Here is a 20,915-nt window from a genome sequence, read left to right as displayed (position 1 = left end):
CATCCTTACATATAAGATATATAAGCGCACACCTGCGTGAACAAAGAGGGGATGCACTTGGATGAGATCATGTTAATGACCAGTATAGCAGTTTTTCTGCTCCTGGCCGCGGTATGTTCCATCATTTTCAACAAGATCAAGATGCCATCCCTGATTGGATACCTCGTCACAGGAATCATAGTGGCCAATATCTGGAATGTCTCGGAGGAATCCGATGCAGTGGTCGAGATCCTCTCCAACATGGGTCTGATCCTGCTGATGTTCTGCATCGGTATGGAGATCAATCTGAAGAAGATACGCAAACAGGGAATCTTCGCGATGAGAGTCGCACTGGTCGAGATACCTTTCATGGTCCTCGGAGGTACGATCGTGGGCGGACTTCTCGGACTGGATTCCATCCAGAGCATCTGTCTTGGAGCGGTCATCGCAGGTTCGAGCACCGCTGTGGTGCTAGGCGTCCTGAAGATGCAGAACCGCTTGGATAAGGACCGCGTCGACACGCTCATCCTGATCATCATCATGGAGGACATAGCGCAGGTCGTCATCCTGTCGATGATCACTCCCATGATGGCCGGTTCCGAATTGGATGCGGGCGGATTGGCAGCCCTTATCATGAGCATCCTGGCCTTCATGGTCGTCAGTATAGTCGTCGGTCTGAGATTCATGCCGCGCATCATCAACTGGGTGTCCGATAACGTCACTTCTGAGATTCTTGTCATATTCGCGGTAGGACTGGCGTTCGGAATGGCTCTGCTGGCAAGCTATGTGGGGCTGTCCGTCGCTATCGGAGCGTTCCTGATGGGTATGATGATCGCTCCCAGCCGTAGGAACAAGGAGATCCTTCACGACATAGAACCCATGAAGAGCATCTTCATGGCGATGTTCTTCATCTCCGTCGGAATGGAGATAGGTCTGGGCACACTAGTAGACAACCTAGGTCTGACCCTCATATTCCTCATCATGTTCATCGTGCTGAAGACCCTGGCCGTGTTCTCCGGATACTGGCTGGCCAACGAGACGTCCCGCGAAAGCTTTGCGAGCGCCATCAGTTTCGTCGCCATGGGAGAGTTCGCATTCATCATCGCCAAACAGGCCCTCGATTACAACGTTTTCTCCGAGGACATCTACACATCCATAGTCGGTGCCGCGCTTCTTTCCATGATCACGCTCCCTATCCTGTCCAAAGATGCAGCGGAGAGATGGGACAAGACCGTATCAAAGATGCCGGGTGCATTGCTGCGCACCTTCAAGGCGATCGACAATGTGAAAGTCACGTTCTACGAGAGGATTGCCCTCAGCTCCAGGAAGACCAGGAAAGAGGTTAGCGGATCCATGACCCGCGCATACCTCAGCATGATCGGTATGGTCGCGGTCGAACTCATCTTCATCCTGATCACGCCTCCGCTCAGGGAATGGGGTATCGCATACTTCGGAGGGGACGAATGGCTCTGGAGCTTCCTGCTCCTCATACTGAACATGGTCGTGCTTTACATCCCCACGTTCCGTTTGGTCGACACGGTCAAAGACATCATGATCCTGGCCGATATCCAAACCAACAGACAGCGGAGCAGAAGGGAATACAGCATCCTGGACAGATTCCTGATCTCCAACACATGGCTTATCGCGCTCATGATAGCGATCGTCATCCTGATCGTGGTCCCCAACGGATTGAGCATCTGGGAACACATCGTCGTACTAGTCGTTGCGCTGCTGATATTGCTGTACGTCAACAGAAGGACCGTCACCAAGAGAACGGACCTGATCCCCTTCGAAGAGGATGGGCCGGACTATATGGACGAGGATTCATTCAGAAAACTGCTGGATTCCAAATACGCCAAGAAGATTGAAGAGGAAAGTCAGAGTCAGAAGTCGGTAGCAATAGATTCCGGCGACAAAAGGTATTGATAAAAGACCCGGGAGTGCTCCCGGAGTTTTGTTCATCTTAGACAGAGGGTCTTCCAGATGTCCTCTGACTGGTCGAGGATCCTGTCCTTGTCCAGGGTCAGGATGTTACCGTCCTGCATGACCATGTCCCCCTGGCAGAAGACTGTCTTGGTGTTGAGCCCGTTTCCGGAATAGACGATGTTCGCGATCATGTTGTCCGGGAGGAGGGGCCTCATGTTGGGAGCCTTTCCGTCGAGGATGATCAGGTCGGCGTACTTCCCGACCTCTATGGAACCGATCTTGTCCTGCATTCCGACCGCTTTAGCTCCGTTGATGGTTGCGAAATCGAGGAGCTGCTGCGCGCTGCATACGACGGGATCCCATCTGCTGGACTTCTGGAGGAGTCCGAGTGACTTCATCTCCGCGAACATGTCGAGAGTGTTGTTGGTGGTGTTGCCGTCTGTTCCGAAAGATACGTTGACACCTGCCTCCATGAACTCTGGGATGGGTGCAACGCCTCCGGTAGCGAGCTTCATGTTGGATACAGGACATGATGAGATGGACATGCCCGCCTTGCCCATGAGCATGACCTCCCTCTTGGTCAGCCATGCGGAGTGCGCTGCGACCATGTGAGAGTTGAGAGCTCCGATCTCGGACAGCCATTCCGCGGGCCTCATTCCGGTCTTCTTCTTGTGGTCCGCAACTTCCCCTCTAGTCTCGGAGAGATGGAAGTTCAGAGGTGCGTTGACCTCCTCTGCGAACTGAGCCGCACTGACGCATGTCTCCTCGTTGCAGACGTACACTCCCTGGAGACCGACTCCGGGGACGATCTTCCTCTCGTTCTTGAACTTGGAGTAGAAGTTCTTGCAGTTCTGTACGGGGTTGCCTTTCTGCGTGGTCTTGTCCTCATCGAGACAACACCAGCAGAGGACTCCCCTGATGCCCGCCTGCTGAGTAGCTTTGGCGATGACATCCTCAGAATAATAGAGGTCCATGAAAGTGGTCGTACCGCTGCGGATCATCTCCATGCATCCGATCTTCGTTCCGATGTCAAGATCGTCATCTGTCCTGTCGGAATCGATCTTAAAGACCTTGTCAAGGAAATCGGGGAACGTGAGGTCGTCGACGACGCCCTTCATGACGGACATGGCCACATGGGTGTGGGTGTTGATCATACCGGGCATGACGATGTCGCCGGTGGCATCGATCTCCCTGTCCGCTGTACCGTTGTACTCCGGACCGACGGATACGATCTTCTCGCCGTCGATCACCACATCTCCTTTGATGATCCTCCTGGATGCGTCCTGTGTGACGATCCATGCGTTACGAATCGCTGTTATCATGTTTCTCCGCATCTTTACGTGCGATATAAAATGTAACTATACTCCCTACGGTATACCAAAATCATTTGGAAAGTCCCCCGATTAGGAACGGATATATTGATGCACAGACTACACCGATGTATAGTTCTGGGGCATATCATGTCGTTCCGCATCACATTCCTCGGCACAGGTGGAGGCAGGCACACCACCATGTATCAGGTCCGGTCCACCGGAGGGATGCTCATAGAGCATGACGGGAAGATGCTGAACGTGGACCCGGGGCCCGGGGCTCTCGTGCAGATGCATCGGATCCATTACGATGTGAACAACACCACATCGATGATCGTCTCCCACTGCCATCCCGACCATTATTCCGATGCGGAATCGGTGGCCGAGGGAATGTCCCGCGGAGGATGGAAAAGAGGAGGACGCATCTACGGCTCCCCCACGGTTCTGGAAGGCGAAGGGGGACTCGGCCCTTGCATATCAAAATACCATCTCGGCATCGTTGACGGCTATCAGGTATTCCGGCCCGGCGACGTCCTAGATATCGACGGCATGCAGGTGGACATCAAATATGCGAAGCACAGCGATCCCACCAATGTAGGATTCGTCTTCCACACCAGCGGAGGTCTCGTTTCATACGTTAGCGACACCGAATTCACCGAGGAGATCGCTGAACAATACGTCGGTACGCGCGTGCTCATCCTTCCAGTCACCACCCCCATGGGCAACCGCATCAAGTATCATCTATGCACAGACGATGCGATAAAGTTCATAGACATCGTGAAACCCGAGATCGCCATCTTCATCCATCTCGGGGTCGTGATAATCCGCAGAGGACCGGATAAGGAAGCCGCATTAGCACAGGAAGCAACAGGGATCAGGACCATTGCTGGCCATGACCTGATGGTGTTGAATGTCGGTGACGAATTGAAATTCTCAGAGGCGGAAACGTTCGACGATGAATGGATCCCGCCGTCGTCAGTTTGAGGAAACGGGATAGAATCCTGCCATTCCCCACCACATGGTGGATTTGTTGATCGTATCTACGGATCCTCCGAGCATGTACCCGACGGGAAGCTGCCCCCAGGTTGTGTCCACTCCGTAGTATATGACATCCTGCGGATCCGTCTCGACCACTGATGCTGACGCTCCCAATTTGAAACTGGTGTAGAACTTGTTGTACTTCGAAATCTCCTGAGGCGTGACTTCCCTGAAATCGGTCAATACGACTCCTGCCGCCACATGTCCAGGTATTCCGACCATCGCGGTATCGTATCCTGCTGCTTTGAAGATAGAACATGCGACCGCCGCCGAATCCTCGCAGTCCCCTTTCATAAAGAACATCGTCTCGAGGCTGTTTGCCCAGTATTCGCTCTGTCCCCAGACCAGCTTGTCTGTGGAGTCGTCGACTCTATCGGGATATTTGATTCCCAACTGTGCAAAGGATACAAGGAAATCGGCATACGACTGCCTGTCGGCCATATCGCCTCCGATCTGGACGAACCTTGTTTCCAGCTGCTTCACTATCGAACGCGCGGTGTCTCCGACATATACCTGTTGGGGAAGCTCTTTGAAGGGATGTGCCTGAGAAGGTTTGAGACTGCTGTTGTACTCACAGTTCTCAACGGTTATCTTGGCGAGCTCCGATATGCTGATGTCGTATGTCACGGACACATCATATGTCTCCCCGTTGAAGTAGTACTTCCATGATGCAGTGTTCGTATGCGTTCCATCCACGACCAGCTGGAAGGTATCCTCTCCGACCGTGATCGTATACAGTCCGGGTGAAAGTGTTATGCTCTTGCTTGTGACGGGTTCGAGGACTCTCTGTGGGGTGCTCTTCCCTCTGTCGAACTTATAGAACTCCTTCAGCTCGTCGATGACATTCCATGTGACCTCGCTCTTGGATTTCAGAACACCGGTCTTCTCATCGAAGGAAATCCCCTTGGGAAGGGGATCTGAGACGGGATCGTCCGGATCTACGACCGGATCGGGCCCATCATCAGACGACATGGCCACCACTGCAACGGCTGCTACCGCTACGATAGCTGCCAACAGAAGGAGTGCGATGGCCTTTCCCGTCATATTTGAAGGAAAAGAGCAACAGATGATAAAGCTTAGCGGTTTTTAGTAAAGGTTTGTAGAAACTCCGACAGCGCTCTGTCATCCTCCGTATAGGCCTCGCGGAACCTATCCCTGTCGAGTATCTCGATGTAATAGGGCCGCAGATCGGACATTGCACAGATCCTGTTCACACACCCCCTCCTGACGGCCAAAGCCCAACGGAACCCATCGGTGGCGATCCCAAGGGATGCATGGTCCGCATTCATGGCCGAGAACACCCTGGACGATGCAGATGACAGTACCGAATTCATCGATACGGTCGCCAATGATACACCGGGGACCTTACCGCTGAAAACATCCTCCGAGAACATGGATGCGTATCCGAGGTACTCCATCACAGGGTTCACCAGGACTCTCTGCGTCAGCCTGAGCGGATCCTCCTTGTCGATGACATCCTTGTAGGACGGGACCTTGTTACCCGATATCACCCTGCCCGAGTCGTACCTTCCGAAACTGCGGTCCAATTCCACCAATGCTCTGGACATCAGCCTTCTCATGTCATCGTTATGCGTCACGGAATGCCTTACATCCGCAACAGTTTAAGAATCTCACAGGGGGGTGACCGAACAACTTTGCACAAGAGAGCAATCCAGCATCCCGAAAATAAGTCCGAAAGTGGAAAAGAAAGGTATAGGGGCCGAAGCCCCTTGAAAAGTTTATCTGGTCTTACAGAATCAGATTCCCATCTCTTTCTTAACGTCTTCGTCAATGAGGAGGAGGATCATGAAGGAGAAGATGATCAGGTCGCAGATACCGCTGATGATGGTGATGATTGCGATGATCTCCAGGATTGCCCAGAGCAGACAGATGACAAACACAACGAGGAGAATGATCCAAATGAGCTTGTCTCCGGTGGTCTGCTTTCCATCGTTGATCTTGCTCGCGATGAACAAGATGATAAGACCGAGGACGATTGCGATTATTGCTCCGACAAGAGCAGATCCGAGATCTCCGCCCTCAACGATCACTGCAACAGCAGAGAAGAGTCCGCCGATGATTGTTGTGATTCCTACGATCTTGACATAGTTGGCGAGAATATCGATCTTCTTGTCAATTGCTCCACTCCTGACTTTCTGTCCGTATGTGAAGTACAGGCATGCACAGATGACCTCTCCGATTGCAAGAATGATGAAATATGTTAACTCGTGGGCCTTGATGGACTCCACATCCACGTCCATGATTGACATGACGATGAGGGCAATTGCTGAGATGATGGACAGCACTGCCACAATCATGAATGCCAATCCCGCGTTTTTAGCGCTAAAGAATGCCATGCCTTCGAAATCGCATAGTCTATATATAGTGTTTTCCTAAAAATCAAGCATTTCTTACCATTTTTTTTGATATGTACCAGTATCGATTTTTCAGAAAACAACCAAGGGATGTTAAGTCTGAACATGGTTATATTATTCATCCAACCTAAAAACCGAAAAACATGTCCGAATGAAGTGAAAAAACCAAAAACATGCATCGTTCAGTCGTGCGAAAGTATATAATAAAAGGGCCGTTACGACAACTCACCCTAATCCGAGGTACGCATAAAATGGATGAAGTCGTGCTCATAGCGTCAATGGCAACCCTGGTCCTTCTGGCCGCTTTCTTATCGATAGTCATGAGCAGACTGAAGTTCCCGCCGCTGATCGGATTCCTGGCGGCAGGTATCATCATCGCGAACTATCTGAGTATCGACGAGAGCGGTATGAATGTCGTGGAAGTCTTCTCGGAGCTCGGTTTGATCATGCTGATGTTCTCCATCGGTATGGAGATCGACCTTCGTAAACTGAAGAAACAGGGAAGATTCGCAATCGTCGTTGCACTCGTCCAATTGCCCCTGATGGTCATAGGCGGAATACTGGCCGGTACATTCCTAGGATTCAATATGCTCCAGAGTATCTGTTTGGGATGTATCATCTCCGGTTCCAGTACAGCCGTCGTGATGGCCGTACTGAAATCACAGGGGACATTGGATAAGGAGAACATCGAGACGCTCGTCCTCATTACAATCATGGAGGACATCGGACAGGTCATCATGCTGTCCATGCTGACGCCTATGCTCGTCGGAAGCGAGATGAGCGCAGATGACCTGGCCCTTCTCATCATTCAGATTGCGATCTTCATGATCGCTTGTTTCACCGCAGGACTGCTCATCGTCCCCCGCGTCATAGATTGGATGTACAAGAGATCCAACGACGAACTGATTTCCCTTCTTTGTCTCGGCGGATTGTTCACACTGTGCTACGCAGGAACAAAGATGGGCCTGTCCGTCGCTATCGGGGCATTCCTGATGGGAATAATCGTGGGAACATCCCGTCCGAAGGATGCTGTCGAGCACTTCGTAGAACCTCTGAAGAGCCTGTTCATGGCGATGTTCTTCATCTCGGTGGGAATGGAGGTCACGCTCAGCAGTCTCGCCGACAACATAGGCCTTATCTTCATCATCTTCGCCGTATTCGCGGTATGCAAGAGCGCCACAGTCTATCTCGGTTACTGGATCGGCAACGGGGACAACCGTATCGGATTCCTTTCCGCGATCAGCCTATGCGCCATGGGAGAATTTGCGTTCATCATCTCGAAGCAGGCTCTGGACAACGGAGTCGTCGACATCAACTTCTATTCATCGGTCATCGGTGCCGCATTGGTCTCGATGATCACATTGCCGATATTCACAAGATATGCGGACAGGACATTCACTGGATTGGAGAAGCATACGCCCGCACCTATCAAGGGCATAGGGCACAAGCTCACAGCGATCAGGGACAACGTCTACACGAGTCTCGAGAATGTCGCAACAGGAACGAAGGAAGCTTTCTCCAAGGGTCTCGCCAACATCTACTTCGACGCATTCCTGATAATTATCATAGAGGTCCTGTTCTTCTTCTCATATGATTTCCTGACAGAATGGCTGGTCACACACTTCGGAGGCCAAGAGGTGTGGTGGAGAACAGGCATAGTTGCAGTGAACTTCCTCATTCTGCTGATACCCTGCAAAGGGCTCATATCGAACCTTCGTCTGGTCCTGTACATCATGGACGTCGGAAAGAGGAAAGCAGCCGAATCCATGAATCTGAGCGAGAACGAGAGCAAGTTCTATGAGTTCATCAACCCCATGATCCTCGCAGGTGCTCTCGACATCCTGATAATCATCGTCGTTCCGAACAACCTCGGTACGATCTACCACGTGGTCGTTGCGATATTGGTGCTCATCGTGCTGGTGATGTATCACCTCTGGAAGATGATCTTCAAGAAGAAGGGTCCCGCACTTCCCGACCTGCCCTATGAGCACAAGGAAGAAGAGCAGAAGACCGAAGAACAGTGAGCCTTCCCAAGCGCCATTGTGTAAATATCAGCACTGCCATTCGCATCTTGCAAAATCCATATGGAGGAACACACAATGAGCGAAGGAGGCGACAGAAATTGGGGAGCGATCACGGCAGCGGTCGTTCTGATTGCAGTTGTCATCGGACTGCTGTACTACTACTTCACGGGACTCTGGTTACCTGCTATCGGTCTGCCGATACTGGTGTTCGGTGTCTACGAGCTGCTATCTGCATTCCTCAGGAGCAGCGAACCCGACCGTTACGGAACATCCGATTCGGGAGCAGCCACGCTCTACGGATTCATCCTGATCGCAGTGGGAGGGGCCATCATCGTCTACCAGTACGCTGATAACCTCATATTCACAGCGGTCTTCGCAATCGCAATCGTCGTCCTTTACCTGATAACGATCGCAGTGCGCAAGAAATCGAATTGATTCTTCTAGGGGGACTCCGTCCCCCAATTAATTATATAATCAGCCTGTTACCCCAGATTACAATTCAATCTATGGGCTGATAACCATGTCTGAGAAACTCAAGGTAGGTATTCTGGGGGCAACCGGTATGGTGGGACAGAGATTCGTATCCCTTCTGGCGGACCACCCCTGGTATGAGATCGTTGTTCTGGCTGCAAGCGAGCGCTCCGCAGGAAAGACTTATGAAGAGGCTCTTGGCGGACGCTGGAGCATCGAGACCCCCCTCCCCGAGAACGTCAAAGGCATGATAGTCCAGAATGTAGCCGACATCGACGACATCTGCAGCAAGGTCGACTTCGTGTTCAGTGCCGTTGCGATGTCCAAGGAGGAGATCAAGAAGATCGAGGAGGACTACGCCAAACGCGAGATCCCCGTCGTATCCAACAACAGTGCCCACAGATGGACCCCCGACGTCCCCATGATCCTTCCCGAGATCAACCCCCATCACGTGGAGGTCATCGAAGCCCAGAAGAAGCGTCTCGGCACCAAGCGCGGATTCATCGTGGTGAAACCCAACTGCTCCATCCAGAGCTACACCCCTGTGTTGGAGGCATGGAAGGAGTTCGAGCCGTACGAGGTCGTCGTCAGCACCTACCAGGCCATATCTGGGGCCGGAAAGAACTTCGATTCCTGGCCCGAGATGGTCGGCAACATCATCCCCTTCATCTCCGGAGAGGAGGAGAAGAGCGAAAGGGAGCCCATGCGTATCTGGGGTAAGGTGGAGAACGGAGAGATCGTCCCCGCGACCACCCCAAAGATCACCAGCCAATGCATTCGTGTGCCTGTACTGTATGGACACACCGCATCGGTCTTCGTCAAGCTTAAGAAGCCTGCGACCAAGGAACAGCTCATCGAGGCCATGGAGAAGTTCAAGGGAGAGCCCCAGGACCTCAACCTGCCCAATGCTCCGAAACAGTTCATCAAGTACCTTGAGGAGGACAACAGGCCCCAGGTCCTGATGGACGTCAACTACGAGCACGGGATGGGTGTCACCGTCGGAAGGCTCAGACCCGATTCCATCTACGATTGGAAGTTCGTAGGGCTCTCCCACAACACCCTGCGCGGAGCCGCCGGAGGAGCAGTCCTCTGCGCCGAATTTCTGACCGCCAAAGGTCTGATCACGAAACGCTGATGTTAGGAGGCGCGGGCGACCGCGCCCCTATTAACCGTTTATATATTAGATTAAGTTTTTCCGCCCTATGTTGATGTTAGCTGTAGGGGCAATCGCGCTTGTGCTCGGTTACGTCTTCTACAGCAGAGTCCTTCAAAGAATTCTAAATCCGCTCAGGACCACTACCCCCGCATATTCGCAGAACCTGTCAAGGAGCAATACGGCGCCGACTGAATCCCTGATAGCTATGGACCGTGCCGCTCCTGTTCTGGAGAAAGAGCTGAAAGTTTAATCATCCAAACGATTTTCTAAAAGCACCTTCATCCTCATCCATGGACAGACCGGGGATGGATCGTTTTCTAACATGTGTAGTGAGGCGTTCTGAACGTGATTCCATTATCCGCATTGGCGCATTAATACTGATCATGATCGTAGTCCCGGTGTTCGCCATACTCCTCACTCTAGACATCCTATGGGTCTACAACAGGTTCATCGCAGACCCCACTGATGTCATCGAACTCCCGAACTTCATAATCGAGCACATGGACGATTTCGTGGGTGCCCATCTTATGGAGTACACCATAGGAACGTTCATACTGTACCTGGTCTTCAATACATATCTCAACCACTGTAAGCGCGACCACGAATGGATGGAATCCCTGATAGAATACGTCGACTCCTACGGGCGCGACACTTCGGTCATGAGGCGCATTCGCAACGAAGCGGATGTGACCAGGACGAGAAACGTGACCAAGGGGTTCCTGATTTGGTTCATCATCGTGCTCTTCCTCTGCATGATGCAGGCACTGTTCATCAGCCTGAGGGACATGCAGCCCGATCTGGCGGTGATGGTGATCAACATCCTGATCCTCGTGACGATCCTGCAGCTGTCGTTCACGAGCATCTACATCTACATCCACATTTACAGGCACACCAAATTGCAGCATGAGTTCGCGGAATCGTTCAAGGAGCAGATGTCGGACGAATTTCCGAAACTGGAGACGGTCGGTGAGCTCGAGCATCAGGCCAAACTGTGGCAGTTCCTGGTCCTGATGGCGGTCACACTTGGATTCTACTCGATCATCTCCGCGTTGTGGTCCATCCATCTGATGAACGACCATATAAGGGACGAGTGGGAGTACGAGGAGATGCTACTGAGATCGATGGCGGCACACGAGGGCGCCATCGGCGTCGAGAAGGTATTCTCCGACAAACCGAAGACATTCATAGAGAAGGCATGGATGGTCTTCACTCGTTGAGCTTCTCTTCTGATTCGTTCTTCTCCGGATATCTGAATTTGAAAGAGTCGGCCACATCCATGGGAATGTTGAAGATGTAGCGCACCCAGACCCTCATTGGGGGTGTATCCATCATCGGAGGCGTATAGAATTTCCTGACCGTCGGGAGCAACATGATCGCCACGACCGCGACCATCAGGAGGGCGACAAGCCTGGCATCGAACACCACTCCTGAGATTAGGAGGTCCCTCCTTTCCAGGAAGATGTAAAACCAGTTGATGATGTTCAAGAGGATCGCCGAGCGGACGACACTGCGCCACGACTGGGGCTTGGCAGAGGGGATCCCCACGATGGAGTACACGGTCAGGACCGCCATGACCAAGGAGACGATGATGGACTGAAGATTGGCCCAGACTTGGATCCAATCCCCCTCGGTAGGAGATACCATGCTTGTGAAGTTCATCAGATAACGCAGAAGGACGAAGGCCAGCAACAGTTCTCCGATTATCAGAACCCTGGGCATACTTCTGAGGTCGGTCCTCATTTTTTTCCTATCCTTCCAAATTGAGAACATAAGAGCGCGAACGGAAACTGTATTAACAGTAATTATAATTGCTGTTTTATGACCGACACGGGTGCCGACAGATTCCTAACGTGCGTCGTCAGACGCTCGGACAAGGATTCCATAATCCGCATCGGAGCACTGCTCCTGATCATGGTCGTCACTCCGGTCGTTGCAATACTTCTCACTCTGGACATCCTGTGGGTCTACAACAGGTTCATTGCAGACCCCACCGATGTGATTGAACTGCCCAATTTCATACTGGACCACATGGACGATTTCGCGGGCGCCCATCTCATGGAATACACCATCGGGACGTTCATCCTCTACCTGATCCTGAAGACGTATCTCGAACACAACGAACGCGACGTCGTCTGGATGGATTCCCTGATAACATACATGGAATCATACGGGCGCGGGACCGAAGAGTTGATATCGATACGCAACCAGATATATCTGGATAGGATCAGACGCGTAGCGAGGGGATTCCTCATCTGGTTCGCGTTCGTGATAACCGTATGCGTATTCCAGGCATTGTTCATCAGCCTGCGCAACTTGGAACCGCACATGGCCGTGATGACCATCAACATCCTGATATTCGTGATGATCGTCCAGCTTTCGTTCACCAGCATCTACATCTACCGCCACATCGCCAAGCATACGGTTCTGCAGCACAGGTTCACGGAACTGTTCGCAGAGGAGATGTCGGATATTTTCCCCAATCTCGGAACGATCGAAGCCTTTGACGCCAAGATACCTCTGTGGAAGTTCGTGATCCCCATGATCCTCACATTCGGTCTGTTCTCGATCATCTCCACCATGTGGTCCATCCATCTGATGAACGACCACATCAGAGACCAGTGGGCATACGAGGAGAAGCTCGTGAGGCTCATCGCCCGCCACGAGGGCGCCATCGGCGTGGAGCATGTCCATTCCGAGAAGAAGAAGACTCTTCCCGAGAAAATCCTCATGGCCTTCACGCGCTGACAGACATCCTAATTATCATGAACCGGGATTCACCGGCATGGAAAACAAAGAGAAAGGGGAATACTGCCTGGCTGCATTCAGGATACTGGTAGGATGGATAATGCTCTGGCCGTTCTTCGACAAATTATTGGGACTGGGGTTCCAGACGCCCAGCGGATCCGGATTGATCGACGGGGCATCCCCGTCGTCCTTCGTCACCTATGTGACCGGAGGGATATTCAAGGACTTCTACGACTCGATAGGAGGCAATCAGTTCGTCGACCTGCTGTTGATGGCCGGCCTTCTGATCATGGGGATAACATTGATCCTCGGGATAGCATCCAAACTTACTACGGTCTTCATGGTCGCGTTCCTTCTGATCATGTACTCGTTATGCATCCCTCCGAAGGATAATCCCCTCATAGACCATCGCATCATCCTCATAGCGGGATTGGCGGCGACGTACTTCCTCGGAGGGTATGAGCGCCTGTCGCTCCACAGCAAATGGAAGGAATTGGGCATCGTCAAGAGGTTCCCTATTCTGGAATGAGGAAATTCTCGAGGTTTGAAGAAGCATCCATAGGATAAGTAAATACCTTAAAGTCAATGTAATACTAACCAAAAGGCGAAACATGTCTGAACTGTCGACCAAAATCGATGATTTCTTCCACATATCCGAGAGGGGCTCCGATATCCGTACGGAGATCAGAGGCGGAATAATCACGTTCCTCGCTATGCTGTACATACTGGCGGTCAACCCATCCATCCTGTCCAGCACCACGGGGATAGACTTCCAAGATCTGGTCGGCGCGACGGCACTGGCAGCATGTGTATCATGTCTGCTCATGGGACTCTATGCGAGATTCCCGCTGGCCTTAGCCCCCGGGATGGGGATCAACGCCTTCGTGGCATTCACCATAGTGGGCGCGATGGGATTCGACTACTACTCTGCGCTGATGGCCGTGTTCATATCTGGAGTGCTTTTCCTCATCCTCACGGTCACCGGTATAAGGCATAAGATCATGGACGGGATCCCGCTGATCATCAAGCTCGCCATCTCTGGGGGTATAGGGTTCTTCATCGTCATGGTTGGATTGTTCAATGCGGGAATCATCGTCCACGGGGAAGGTTCCGCGCTCACGCTTGGAGAACTCGGATCCCCGGGCGTGCTGCTTGGCCTGTTCTGCATCCTGACCACACTGGCCCTGTGGTACAGAAATCATTGGTCCGCGGTCCTGATAGGGGCGATCCTGACCGTGATCGTCGGATTCATCGGAGGCCAATTGTTCGGGTGGGACACCACCGTGAACGGCATGAGCCTGATTCCGGGAGTGGGAACGGCTACTGTGGATGCTATAGTCACCACACCGAATTTCGGTCTCTTCGGAGATGTCTTCACACATTTCGAACTGTTCGACATCAAGATGTGGCCCGCTTTCATTGTCTCTGTGATATCATTGCTCGTGGTCGATGTGTTCGACACGACCGGCACCCTTGTGGCTGCCGGAAATGCGGCAGGCGTAATCGACGACGAGGGCAACGTCGAAGGGAACGAGAAGGTATTCATGACGGACTCCTTGGCCACGGTGTTCGGTGCGGTTGCAGGTACATCCACCACGACATCCTTTGTCGAGTCCACAACAGGGATAACTGCCGGTGCAAGGACGGGTCTGATGGCTGTGGTCGTCGGCATCATGTTCTTCTTGGCATTGTTCTTCACACCAGTCTTCTCGATCGTCACGTCAGCATGCACGGTCGGGGCGCTCGTGATCGTGGGTTTCATGATGATCAGGACCGTGAAGGACATCAACTGGATGAACCCCATATCCTTGGCGACAGCATTCACAACGATCTTCATGATGGGATTGGCCGGATCCATAACGGACGGGATAGCTCTCGGCTCCATGGTATATCTTTGGGGAATGGTTCTCACAGGTAAGAAATCGGAGATACCTACGGTGATGAAGGTGATCGGGGTCGTCTTCCTAGTGTATTTCGTACTGACCTATACCGTCATCCCCAACATCTGATGTCGATCGATGAGAAAGACATCCGCCGTAACCTCAAATGATGCGAAACATCTCATTCAAGGAAAAGATGGATGTCATCACAGCTATGGTTCATGAGGCACATTCTCCGACATACTTGAAAATTCTTTTTTTAATGAGTTGGTCTACTAAATCATCATAAAATCCACTTACATTGCGATTATCATAGTAGCGATCATCGCTGTGGCTGGAGTAGGAGCATATTTCCTACTTTCGGGCAACAGCGGGATGACAGCATCAGAACGGATTTGAAAGTAGGCGGTTACATCGAAGTCGAGATGTCGGAGCACGACACGACGACAACAATCTATGACGACCTGCCGATCTATGAATTCCTGACCGGCTACCTTTACCGTGACGCCAGCATGTTTGAAAAACCGGTACCGAAACGATCAAGTTCAAAGGACAAGACGTCATCTGCGACGTTTATACGTACAGCTACGAATCAGGCAACGATTCTGCCATGTGGATCGATCAGACCTCAGGCGTATACTACAAAATGACCGTTAAGTCGGCTATGGCTACCGGTACCTTGGAATTGACAGATACAAACCTGGATGTCAAGAAGACTATTGACGAGCAGGTTGTCACCAACGGCTCATTCGTCAAAGCAAAGAACAGCATTATACAGGACAACGAGCAAACTGTCACTGTCTCCAACTGCGACGGCGAAACATGCACAGCAACCAGTGTCGTGAAGACCGATTCGACAAGGACTGCAAAATTCGTCATCAAATCCATCGATGGAGACAAAATAACGACCGAATCAGGCCTCAAGTTCACCAAGGATCAGTTCCTCGCCTTCGTTTCATACGAGTATGCGAAGAAGGTCATGGAAGCGCAATACAAAGTAGCCTACGGTGAAAAATACTACGAGACTATCGATACCACCTTCGGAAAGAAGAAACTCACAGCCCAGCAGATGACATACAACGACGATATCGATGGCAAAGTAGTCCAGATATACTACTTCGGTTCGAATGACGTCCTCTACAAGACCACACAGGACGAGACTCAGGAAATGACCCTGAAGGGCACCAGCCTCATAAAACTCTGAAACCCAACAAGAGGTGGCCCAACGGTTGCCTCTCCTTTTTTACGCTATCGCGGAATTTTCGGCCTCATATAATCCAACAAATCTGCTTCTACAGAACTCTCTGTAGTATGGCAGATTCTACGTATAATAATTGTTCTGCATATCATTTCGACAATGAATCGTTTCTATTGTGACCCCACATGAACAAACATAATATCTATTCAGAACCTCGCTCAGGATAAGATCTACGAGATAACCTCACTATGGCCGTCGAAGGCAGATTCAATGCCTTGTGAGCACTAACGTCGGTCTTTTTGGCTGTTCTAAGATGTGTTTTTATGTCGAAATCATGCGTAAAGCTGGACTAACTCAATACTTTTAAATCAATCAAATCAACTCTTCCATTATGGATGCAAAGATTATCGCCATAGCGGTCATCGCTGTTGTAGCCATCGGAGGATGCGCAGCATTCTTCGTCTTGAACAACAACAATGATTCTAAAGATTCGCAATACGACCTTTTGGACTCTACAGATAACATAAAGAAGGGCATGAAAATGGAATTGTCCGGTACAATCGGGGATATGAAGCTCGAGACCACTCACGAAGTGAAGTCCGTTTCGAACGGAAAAGTCAGTTACACGGAAACAACTAAAATTATTGGAGCTCCTATGTACGATGCGTATCAGCTTGACTCATTTTCACCTGAGTCCTTCGAGGAAATGTTCGGTTTCGATTATACTTCCGATACGATTCCTCAGGGCGTCAATGTAAAACATGATGGCAACAACTATACAATTACCGGTAAGTATGATACACTGTATGGTATGCATTACGTCTACGACCTAACAATCACTTATGATGGGACGAACGTTACTATGGTCAGCGGATCCTTGGAATCGAAAATGACCTCGGAATCTGGTACAATGACCACAACTCTTCATTTAGGTACTAGCAGCGGGAAATTGACAATCACATTCGATTCTGTGACAACCAAAGATGATGATTGTGATGTCAAAGACTTCTACACAGAAGGTAACTTCGGTTATGATCCTGACGACTACAAAAAATGCAAAATCACAGAGAAATCGGGCACCTTCGAGGGAAAGAGTGTGACCATCTATACGATCACTGGGGAGACTGAAGAAAAAGAGATCTACGACGGTGTCAACGTCTATGTCTACAAGGGAACGATCCTCAAACAAGAAGGTAAGGTCACTATGCAGAAAATTGAATATAATGCATCCGTGAAACTTACCATAACTGCATAAACCAATTTGGTGTAAAGTCGGCATCATTTATGCCGGCTGAACACCAGTTTTTTCAAATTGATTTGGATAATGGTCGGAGCCACATTCCGATCAGAAAAGACCTAATGAAATCGCACTTCGGATCAGATTCGTCTTTTCCCAAAGAATGCAGCCTTCCCATCCATGACATTCTTCTTCAGATTGTAGAAGAAGAACTGGTAGTCCTGGACATGGAAGCATTCCTTCGGAAGTCCCGGGATCAGCTGTTCGATATTTTCCGGTTCCACGTCCGTGACCTTCAGGACCCCTCTCCCAGGTTCTATGTAGCAGCCGCAATGGTTGGGTATCTCCTCCTTTGGATTTCCAAGGAGGTCGTACACGCGTGAGCATATGTTCAACGATCTGTCCGCAACGGTACCGTCGGTCCTCCAGTTCAACGGATTTATCGAATATGACCAGGTCCCTTCAGGATTCAGGAAGGTCCCGTCCAGTCCCGGTGCCTCGCAGTCGAACGCCACGACAACACCGTCTTCCTAAGGGGGTTTGAGGGCATTTTGTATCTATCCAGACTAGGTTTGAGTGGGTGCAAAACTTACGTCAGATGACATAAATCGAAGTGGGCCCGCCCAGATTTGAACTGGAGTTACGTGCACCCCAAGCACGAAGGATACCAAGCTACCCCACGGGCCCGACAGAATCGGGGTAATCTGTTTTGATTAAAAAGTTTATTGTTTAAGGAACCCGCCCGGACGTACTGTCCAGACGGGTTTTGATAGTTTTATCCTAGAGGCGCGATCTCGCCGATCAGATCAGCATGGGAGACGATCATCCTGCGGCAGCAGTATCTCTCGAATCCGAGGTCGTCCAGGACATCCTTGGGGTTCTCGCCTGCCTTCACGCGCTTCGCGTACTCGGGGTAGGCTGAGCCGACGACCTTTCCGCATGTGAAACATCTCACGGGTATTATCATGCTATCACTTCAACGGTAGGACTTCTGCTTCTTTGCACGTGCTCCGGGTCCCTGGGGGTTCTTAGGCAGCTTTCTCCTGTCATCGTTGATGATAAGAGTCCTGTCGTAAGCCCTGAAGACAGCCTCGAGCTCGTCGTCCTTGTAGAACTGGACGAGTCCCCTGGCGATGGCAGTCCTTGCGGCTGCTGCCTGTCCCATGACTCCTCCGCCGTTCACAACGACAGCGATGTCGACTTTCTCTGCCTTCTCAGGAACGAGACCGAGGGGCTCCTCGATCTTGAGCCTTGCAAGTTCAGGCGTGAAGACCTCAATAGGGACCTTGTTGATGGTGACCTTTCCGGTACCTGCCTTGACGACAGCCCTTGCGATCGCGGTCTTTCTCTTTCCACTTGTGTTTACGCACTCAACCATGGAATCATCTCACTTTTGAACCCAGGTATTTGGATACGGCTCCCAGGGTTGTGTAGTATCCGCCGATCTTCTTGACTGCGCCCTCAGGCCTCTCCGTCTCAACGTCCTGGAACTGTTTGGGTGTTCCGACGAAGACGTGGAGTCTCCTGTAAGCGTCCCTTCCGCTGGTGGATGTCCAGGGGATCATTCCTCTGACGCACCTCTTGAACAGGAGGTCTGCCCTGCGGGGGTAGAACGGTCCTTTCCTCTTGGTGGTGTCTCCGCGGTCGACCTTTGCCTTGAAGTCGGCGAAGGTGTTCTCCTTCTTACCGGTGATGACAATGGCCTCTGCGTTGAGGACAACGATCTCCTCGCCGTCCATGATCCTCTTCGCGACAATGGCTGCAAGCCTTCCGTGAATGAGGTTCCTTCCGTCGATAACTGTAACCATCCAAATCACCTCATGATCCTGACACCGGTTCCCTTGGGGTTCTCCTTTGCGAGATCCTCGATGGACAGCGTCTTTCCGCCAGCGGCTACGATTGCTTTCGCGGCAGCATCGCTGAAGCTGTATGCGGCTACTGTTACCTTCTTGCTGATGCTACCTGCTGCGAGAACTTTACCGGGGACGAGGATTGTCTCTCCGTCCTTGGCATACCTCTCGATTTTGCTGAGATTCGCTTCGGCCCAGTTCCTCTTGGGTTTCTCGAGCCTAAGCGCGATGTCTCGCCAGATAGCAGCGTTGTTGTCCCTTGTGATTGCCTTCAGATTATCGATCGTGGCAACCAACTGGGGGTTTGTCTTTGCTGTTGTCATATTTCTGACTCTCCCGACATTGGGTAAGCCGTTGTATACTGGTCCTTAATATAAAGATATCTACGGGTTCACGTGCGCGTAATATATGGAAGAAGAAGAGGATTATCAAAGTAACGTTTGAAAGACACGACATACCGACATATTTTTTGACATCATATCTGCCTTTTTCTTGCTGTCTGTTGAATTAGATATATTTATATATTATTGGATAAAAAGTGCAATAAACATGTTAAAACACTCAGTTTTTAATGCTATTATTTGGTAAATTTTTATATATTGCATACTTTTTTACAAAAAGTAACACTATGGAGGAATAAGCAAAAATGTGGCTAGTTATAGCAGCGATTTGCGCTTTAGTAGCAACCTTCGCTTGGATCAATAAACCGGGAGTGAACCGTTATGGTCATCTCGCACTCGCTTTTTGGGCGCTCACTGCCATGATATTCGTGGATCATGTGATCGGTTGGTTCCTAGAGGGTGCTGAGGGAGACTTCTTGGAGGTTGGAGTAGATCCGTTCATGCTCAGTCTATGCATGATAATTCCAGTCTTCATGATCTGGGAGATTGCAGTCATCCTGGACAGAGTAAAAATCACTAAAACAGAAAATAAAAACAAGAATGCAACAGAGGAGGCACAGTAATGGCATGTTTCTTAGTCGCCGCCACAGTCGGCGTCTTTACCACAGCATTCAGGAATAAGATTCCTGAGAAATATCATATTGGTTGGTTGAACGTAATGATTTGGGGAGGTGTGCTAGCACTTCTTGTAGAGCACATCTGGCATGGAGAGATTGTGCCCTGGCCCCCCTTCCTGACAGCCATGTCAGACCCTGAGGACACGGCAGAAATGCTTGTCGAAATGGGAGAGATAGGAGTACCGATGCTTCTGATAATCTTGGCCATCTGGGCAATCATGGTCTTCATTGCCAACAGGGTAAGCATCGAAATGCCTACCACAGAAACTGCTTGAACGCTCAAATGCCAAGAGGGCGGCTTGGCATCTGATCATACCATTGCGTCCGTTAGAGTATCCGCCCATTCCCTGAGACACACGGGTGAAGTATCTGATAACCAGTGTCTCAGGGTTTTCCTTTCTTCTTGTAGTCCGCGACTTTCAAAAGGAAATTATAAGCGGCACTAGGATTCGAATAGAAGTACAGATGAGGATATCCTGCGATGAGATTCCCCTCCTCATGCATGCATGTGTACTCCTTCCCATTGGTCTTCACGGCCTTCCAGGAGGATCCGCAGTTGTCGCTGTCCCAATAGTGGAACTCATGTCCCTTGACTGGACCATCCTTCAGAATTGACCCGGGATCGTCCGATGACACGGTGATGTAACCGAATCTGGAGAGCTTCCCTGTGTTCCTGACCTCTCCCTTGATGACCCCGCATGAATCATG

At 50.8% G+C, this 20,915-nt stretch carries 25 protein-coding genes and 1 tRNA gene; 14 read left to right on the top strand and 12 right to left on the bottom strand.

The window, feature by feature from the left end:
- Window positions 1–36 precede the first annotated feature (36 nt).
- The gene (locus E7Z62_05000; GenBank protein ID MBE6522467.1) at window positions 37–1,905 is read left to right on the top strand and encodes a cation:proton antiporter; all 1,869 of its coding nucleotides are present in this window, start codon (window positions 37–39) and stop codon (window positions 1,903–1,905) included.
- A 32-nt stretch (window positions 1,906–1,937) separates the two neighbouring features.
- Here E7Z62_05000 and E7Z62_04995 read toward each other — a convergent pair whose 3' ends face one another.
- Entirely contained in the window at window positions 1,938–3,227 is a 1,290-nt protein-coding gene (locus E7Z62_04995) for a metal-dependent hydrolase (protein ID MBE6522466.1), read from the bottom strand.
- Between the two features lie 138 nt (window positions 3,228–3,365).
- On the opposite strand from E7Z62_04995, the gene E7Z62_04990 reads away from it, so the two are divergent.
- Window positions 3,366–4,199 (top strand): MBL fold metallo-hydrolase, encoded by an 834-nt coding sequence (locus tag E7Z62_04990; GenBank protein MBE6522465.1) that lies wholly within the window; start codon window positions 3,366–3,368, stop codon window positions 4,197–4,199.
- Here the strand turns inward: E7Z62_04990 and E7Z62_04985 are convergent.
- The 3 genes from E7Z62_04985 to E7Z62_04975 form a co-directional block, all read right to left on the bottom strand.
- Entirely contained in the window at window positions 4,191–5,297 is a 1,107-nt protein-coding gene (locus tag E7Z62_04985) for a hypothetical protein (GenBank protein ID MBE6522464.1), read from the bottom strand. The genes E7Z62_04990 and E7Z62_04985 overlap by 9 nt on opposite strands.
- Window positions 5,298–5,329: 32 nt before the next feature.
- Window positions 5,330–5,851, bottom strand: coding sequence for a hypothetical protein (locus tag E7Z62_04980; GenBank protein MBE6522463.1), 522 nt, complete (start codon window positions 5,849–5,851; stop codon window positions 5,330–5,332).
- Between the two features lie 159 nt (window positions 5,852–6,010).
- A complete protein-coding gene (locus E7Z62_04975; GenBank protein MBE6522462.1) occupies window positions 6,011–6,610 on the bottom strand; it encodes a hypothetical protein in 600 nt (199 codons plus the stop codon).
- A 191-nt stretch (window positions 6,611–6,801) separates the two neighbouring features.
- Here E7Z62_04975 and E7Z62_04970 point away from each other — a divergent pair, with 191 nt between their 5' ends.
- From E7Z62_04970 to E7Z62_04950, 5 genes are all read left to right on the top strand, one after another.
- Window positions 6,802–8,652: a cation:proton antiporter gene (locus tag E7Z62_04970; GenBank protein MBE6522461.1), complete on the top strand. Its 1,851-nt coding sequence runs from the start codon at window positions 6,802–6,804 to the stop codon at window positions 8,650–8,652.
- Between the two features lie 60 nt (window positions 8,653–8,712).
- Window positions 8,713–9,087, top strand: coding sequence for a hypothetical protein (locus tag E7Z62_04965; protein MBE6522460.1), 375 nt, complete (start codon window positions 8,713–8,715; stop codon window positions 9,085–9,087).
- A gap of 85 nt (window positions 9,088–9,172) precedes the next feature.
- Window positions 9,173–10,258, top strand: coding sequence for an aspartate-semialdehyde dehydrogenase (gene asd, locus E7Z62_04960; GenBank protein ID MBE6522459.1), 1,086 nt, complete (start codon window positions 9,173–9,175; stop codon window positions 10,256–10,258).
- A gap of 67 nt (window positions 10,259–10,325) precedes the next feature.
- Entirely contained in the window at window positions 10,326–10,529 is a 204-nt protein-coding gene (locus E7Z62_04955) for a hypothetical protein (GenBank protein ID MBE6522458.1), read from the top strand.
- A gap of 133 nt (window positions 10,530–10,662) precedes the next feature.
- Window positions 10,663–11,496, top strand: a complete 834-nt coding sequence (locus E7Z62_04950; GenBank protein ID MBE6522457.1) for a hypothetical protein — start codon at window positions 10,663–10,665, stop codon at window positions 11,494–11,496.
- On the opposite strand, the gene E7Z62_04945 is transcribed toward E7Z62_04950, so the two are convergent.
- Entirely contained in the window at window positions 11,486–12,019 is a 534-nt protein-coding gene (locus tag E7Z62_04945) for a hypothetical protein (protein ID MBE6522456.1), read from the bottom strand. The genes E7Z62_04950 and E7Z62_04945 overlap by 11 nt on opposite strands.
- A 78-nt stretch (window positions 12,020–12,097) precedes the next feature.
- Between E7Z62_04945 and E7Z62_04940 the strand changes: the two genes are divergently transcribed.
- From E7Z62_04940 to E7Z62_04920, 5 genes are all read left to right on the top strand, one after another.
- Window positions 12,098–13,024 carry a hypothetical protein gene (locus tag E7Z62_04940; protein ID MBE6522455.1) on the top strand — a complete coding sequence of 309 codons (927 nt, stop codon included), beginning with the start codon at window positions 12,098–12,100 and terminating at the stop codon, window positions 13,022–13,024.
- 37 nt (window positions 13,025–13,061) lie between these two features.
- Window positions 13,062–13,553 (top strand): hypothetical protein, encoded by a 492-nt coding sequence (locus E7Z62_04935; protein MBE6522454.1) that lies wholly within the window; start codon window positions 13,062–13,064, stop codon window positions 13,551–13,553.
- A gap of 82 nt (window positions 13,554–13,635) precedes the next feature.
- A complete protein-coding gene (locus E7Z62_04930) occupies window positions 13,636–15,033 on the top strand; it encodes an NCS2 family permease (GenBank protein ID MBE6522453.1) in 1,398 nt (465 codons plus the stop codon).
- 481 nt (window positions 15,034–15,514) lie between these two features.
- Window positions 15,515–16,108 carry a hypothetical protein gene (locus E7Z62_04925; GenBank protein MBE6522452.1) on the top strand — a complete coding sequence of 198 codons (594 nt, stop codon included), beginning with the start codon at window positions 15,515–15,517 and terminating at the stop codon, window positions 16,106–16,108.
- A gap of 385 nt (window positions 16,109–16,493) precedes the next feature.
- Window positions 16,494–17,357, top strand: coding sequence for a hypothetical protein (locus tag E7Z62_04920; GenBank protein ID MBE6522451.1), 864 nt, complete (start codon window positions 16,494–16,496; stop codon window positions 17,355–17,357).
- 122 nt (window positions 17,358–17,479) lie between these two features.
- Here the strand turns inward: E7Z62_04920 and E7Z62_04915 are convergent, their stop codons facing one another.
- From E7Z62_04915 to E7Z62_04890, 6 genes are all read right to left on the bottom strand, one after another.
- Window positions 17,480–17,854 carry a hypothetical protein gene (locus E7Z62_04915; protein ID MBE6522450.1) on the bottom strand — a complete coding sequence of 125 codons (375 nt, stop codon included), beginning with the start codon at window positions 17,852–17,854 and terminating at the stop codon, window positions 17,480–17,482.
- Window positions 17,855–17,953: 99 nt separating this feature from the next.
- A tRNA-Pro gene (locus tag E7Z62_04910) sits at window positions 17,954–18,026 on the bottom strand.
- 88 nt (window positions 18,027–18,114) lie between these two features.
- Window positions 18,115–18,306 (bottom strand): DNA-directed RNA polymerase subunit N, encoded by a 192-nt coding sequence (locus E7Z62_04905; protein ID MBE6522449.1) that lies wholly within the window; start codon window positions 18,304–18,306, stop codon window positions 18,115–18,117.
- A gap of 9 nt (window positions 18,307–18,315) precedes the next feature.
- A complete protein-coding gene (locus E7Z62_04900; protein ID MBE6522448.1) occupies window positions 18,316–18,717 on the bottom strand; it encodes a 30S ribosomal protein S9 in 402 nt (133 codons plus the stop codon).
- A 4-nt stretch (window positions 18,718–18,721) separates the two neighbouring features.
- Window positions 18,722–19,147, bottom strand: a complete 426-nt coding sequence (gene rplM, locus E7Z62_04895; GenBank protein MBE6522447.1) for a 50S ribosomal protein L13 — start codon at window positions 19,145–19,147, stop codon at window positions 18,722–18,724.
- A gap of 5 nt (window positions 19,148–19,152) precedes the next feature.
- Entirely contained in the window at window positions 19,153–19,512 is a 360-nt protein-coding gene (locus E7Z62_04890) for a 50S ribosomal protein L18e (protein ID MBE6522446.1), read from the bottom strand.
- Between the two features lie 323 nt (window positions 19,513–19,835).
- Here E7Z62_04890 and E7Z62_04885 point away from each other — a divergent pair, with 323 nt between their 5' ends.
- Together E7Z62_04885 and E7Z62_04880 are read left to right on the top strand one after the other, a co-directional pair.
- Window positions 19,836–20,153 (top strand): hypothetical protein, encoded by a 318-nt coding sequence (locus tag E7Z62_04885; GenBank protein MBE6522445.1) that lies wholly within the window; start codon window positions 19,836–19,838, stop codon window positions 20,151–20,153.
- Window positions 20,153–20,482: a hypothetical protein gene (locus E7Z62_04880; GenBank protein ID MBE6522444.1), complete on the top strand. Its 330-nt coding sequence runs from the start codon at window positions 20,153–20,155 to the stop codon at window positions 20,480–20,482. The genes E7Z62_04885 and E7Z62_04880 overlap by 1 nt, the downstream gene beginning before the upstream one ends.
- A 109-nt stretch (window positions 20,483–20,591) precedes the next feature.
- Here the strand turns inward: E7Z62_04880 and E7Z62_04875 are convergent.
- A partial coding sequence (locus E7Z62_04875; GenBank protein ID MBE6522443.1) for a cobyrinic acid a,c-diamide synthase occupies window positions 20,592–20,915 on the bottom strand: 324 nt, incomplete at its 5' end.

This window comes from Thermoplasmata archaeon (genome assembly GCA_015063285.1).
Taxonomy (GTDB): Archaea; Thermoplasmatota; Thermoplasmata; order Methanomassiliicoccales; family Methanomethylophilaceae; genus Methanoprimaticola.
This window is presented reverse-complemented; position numbering and strand designations above follow the sequence as displayed.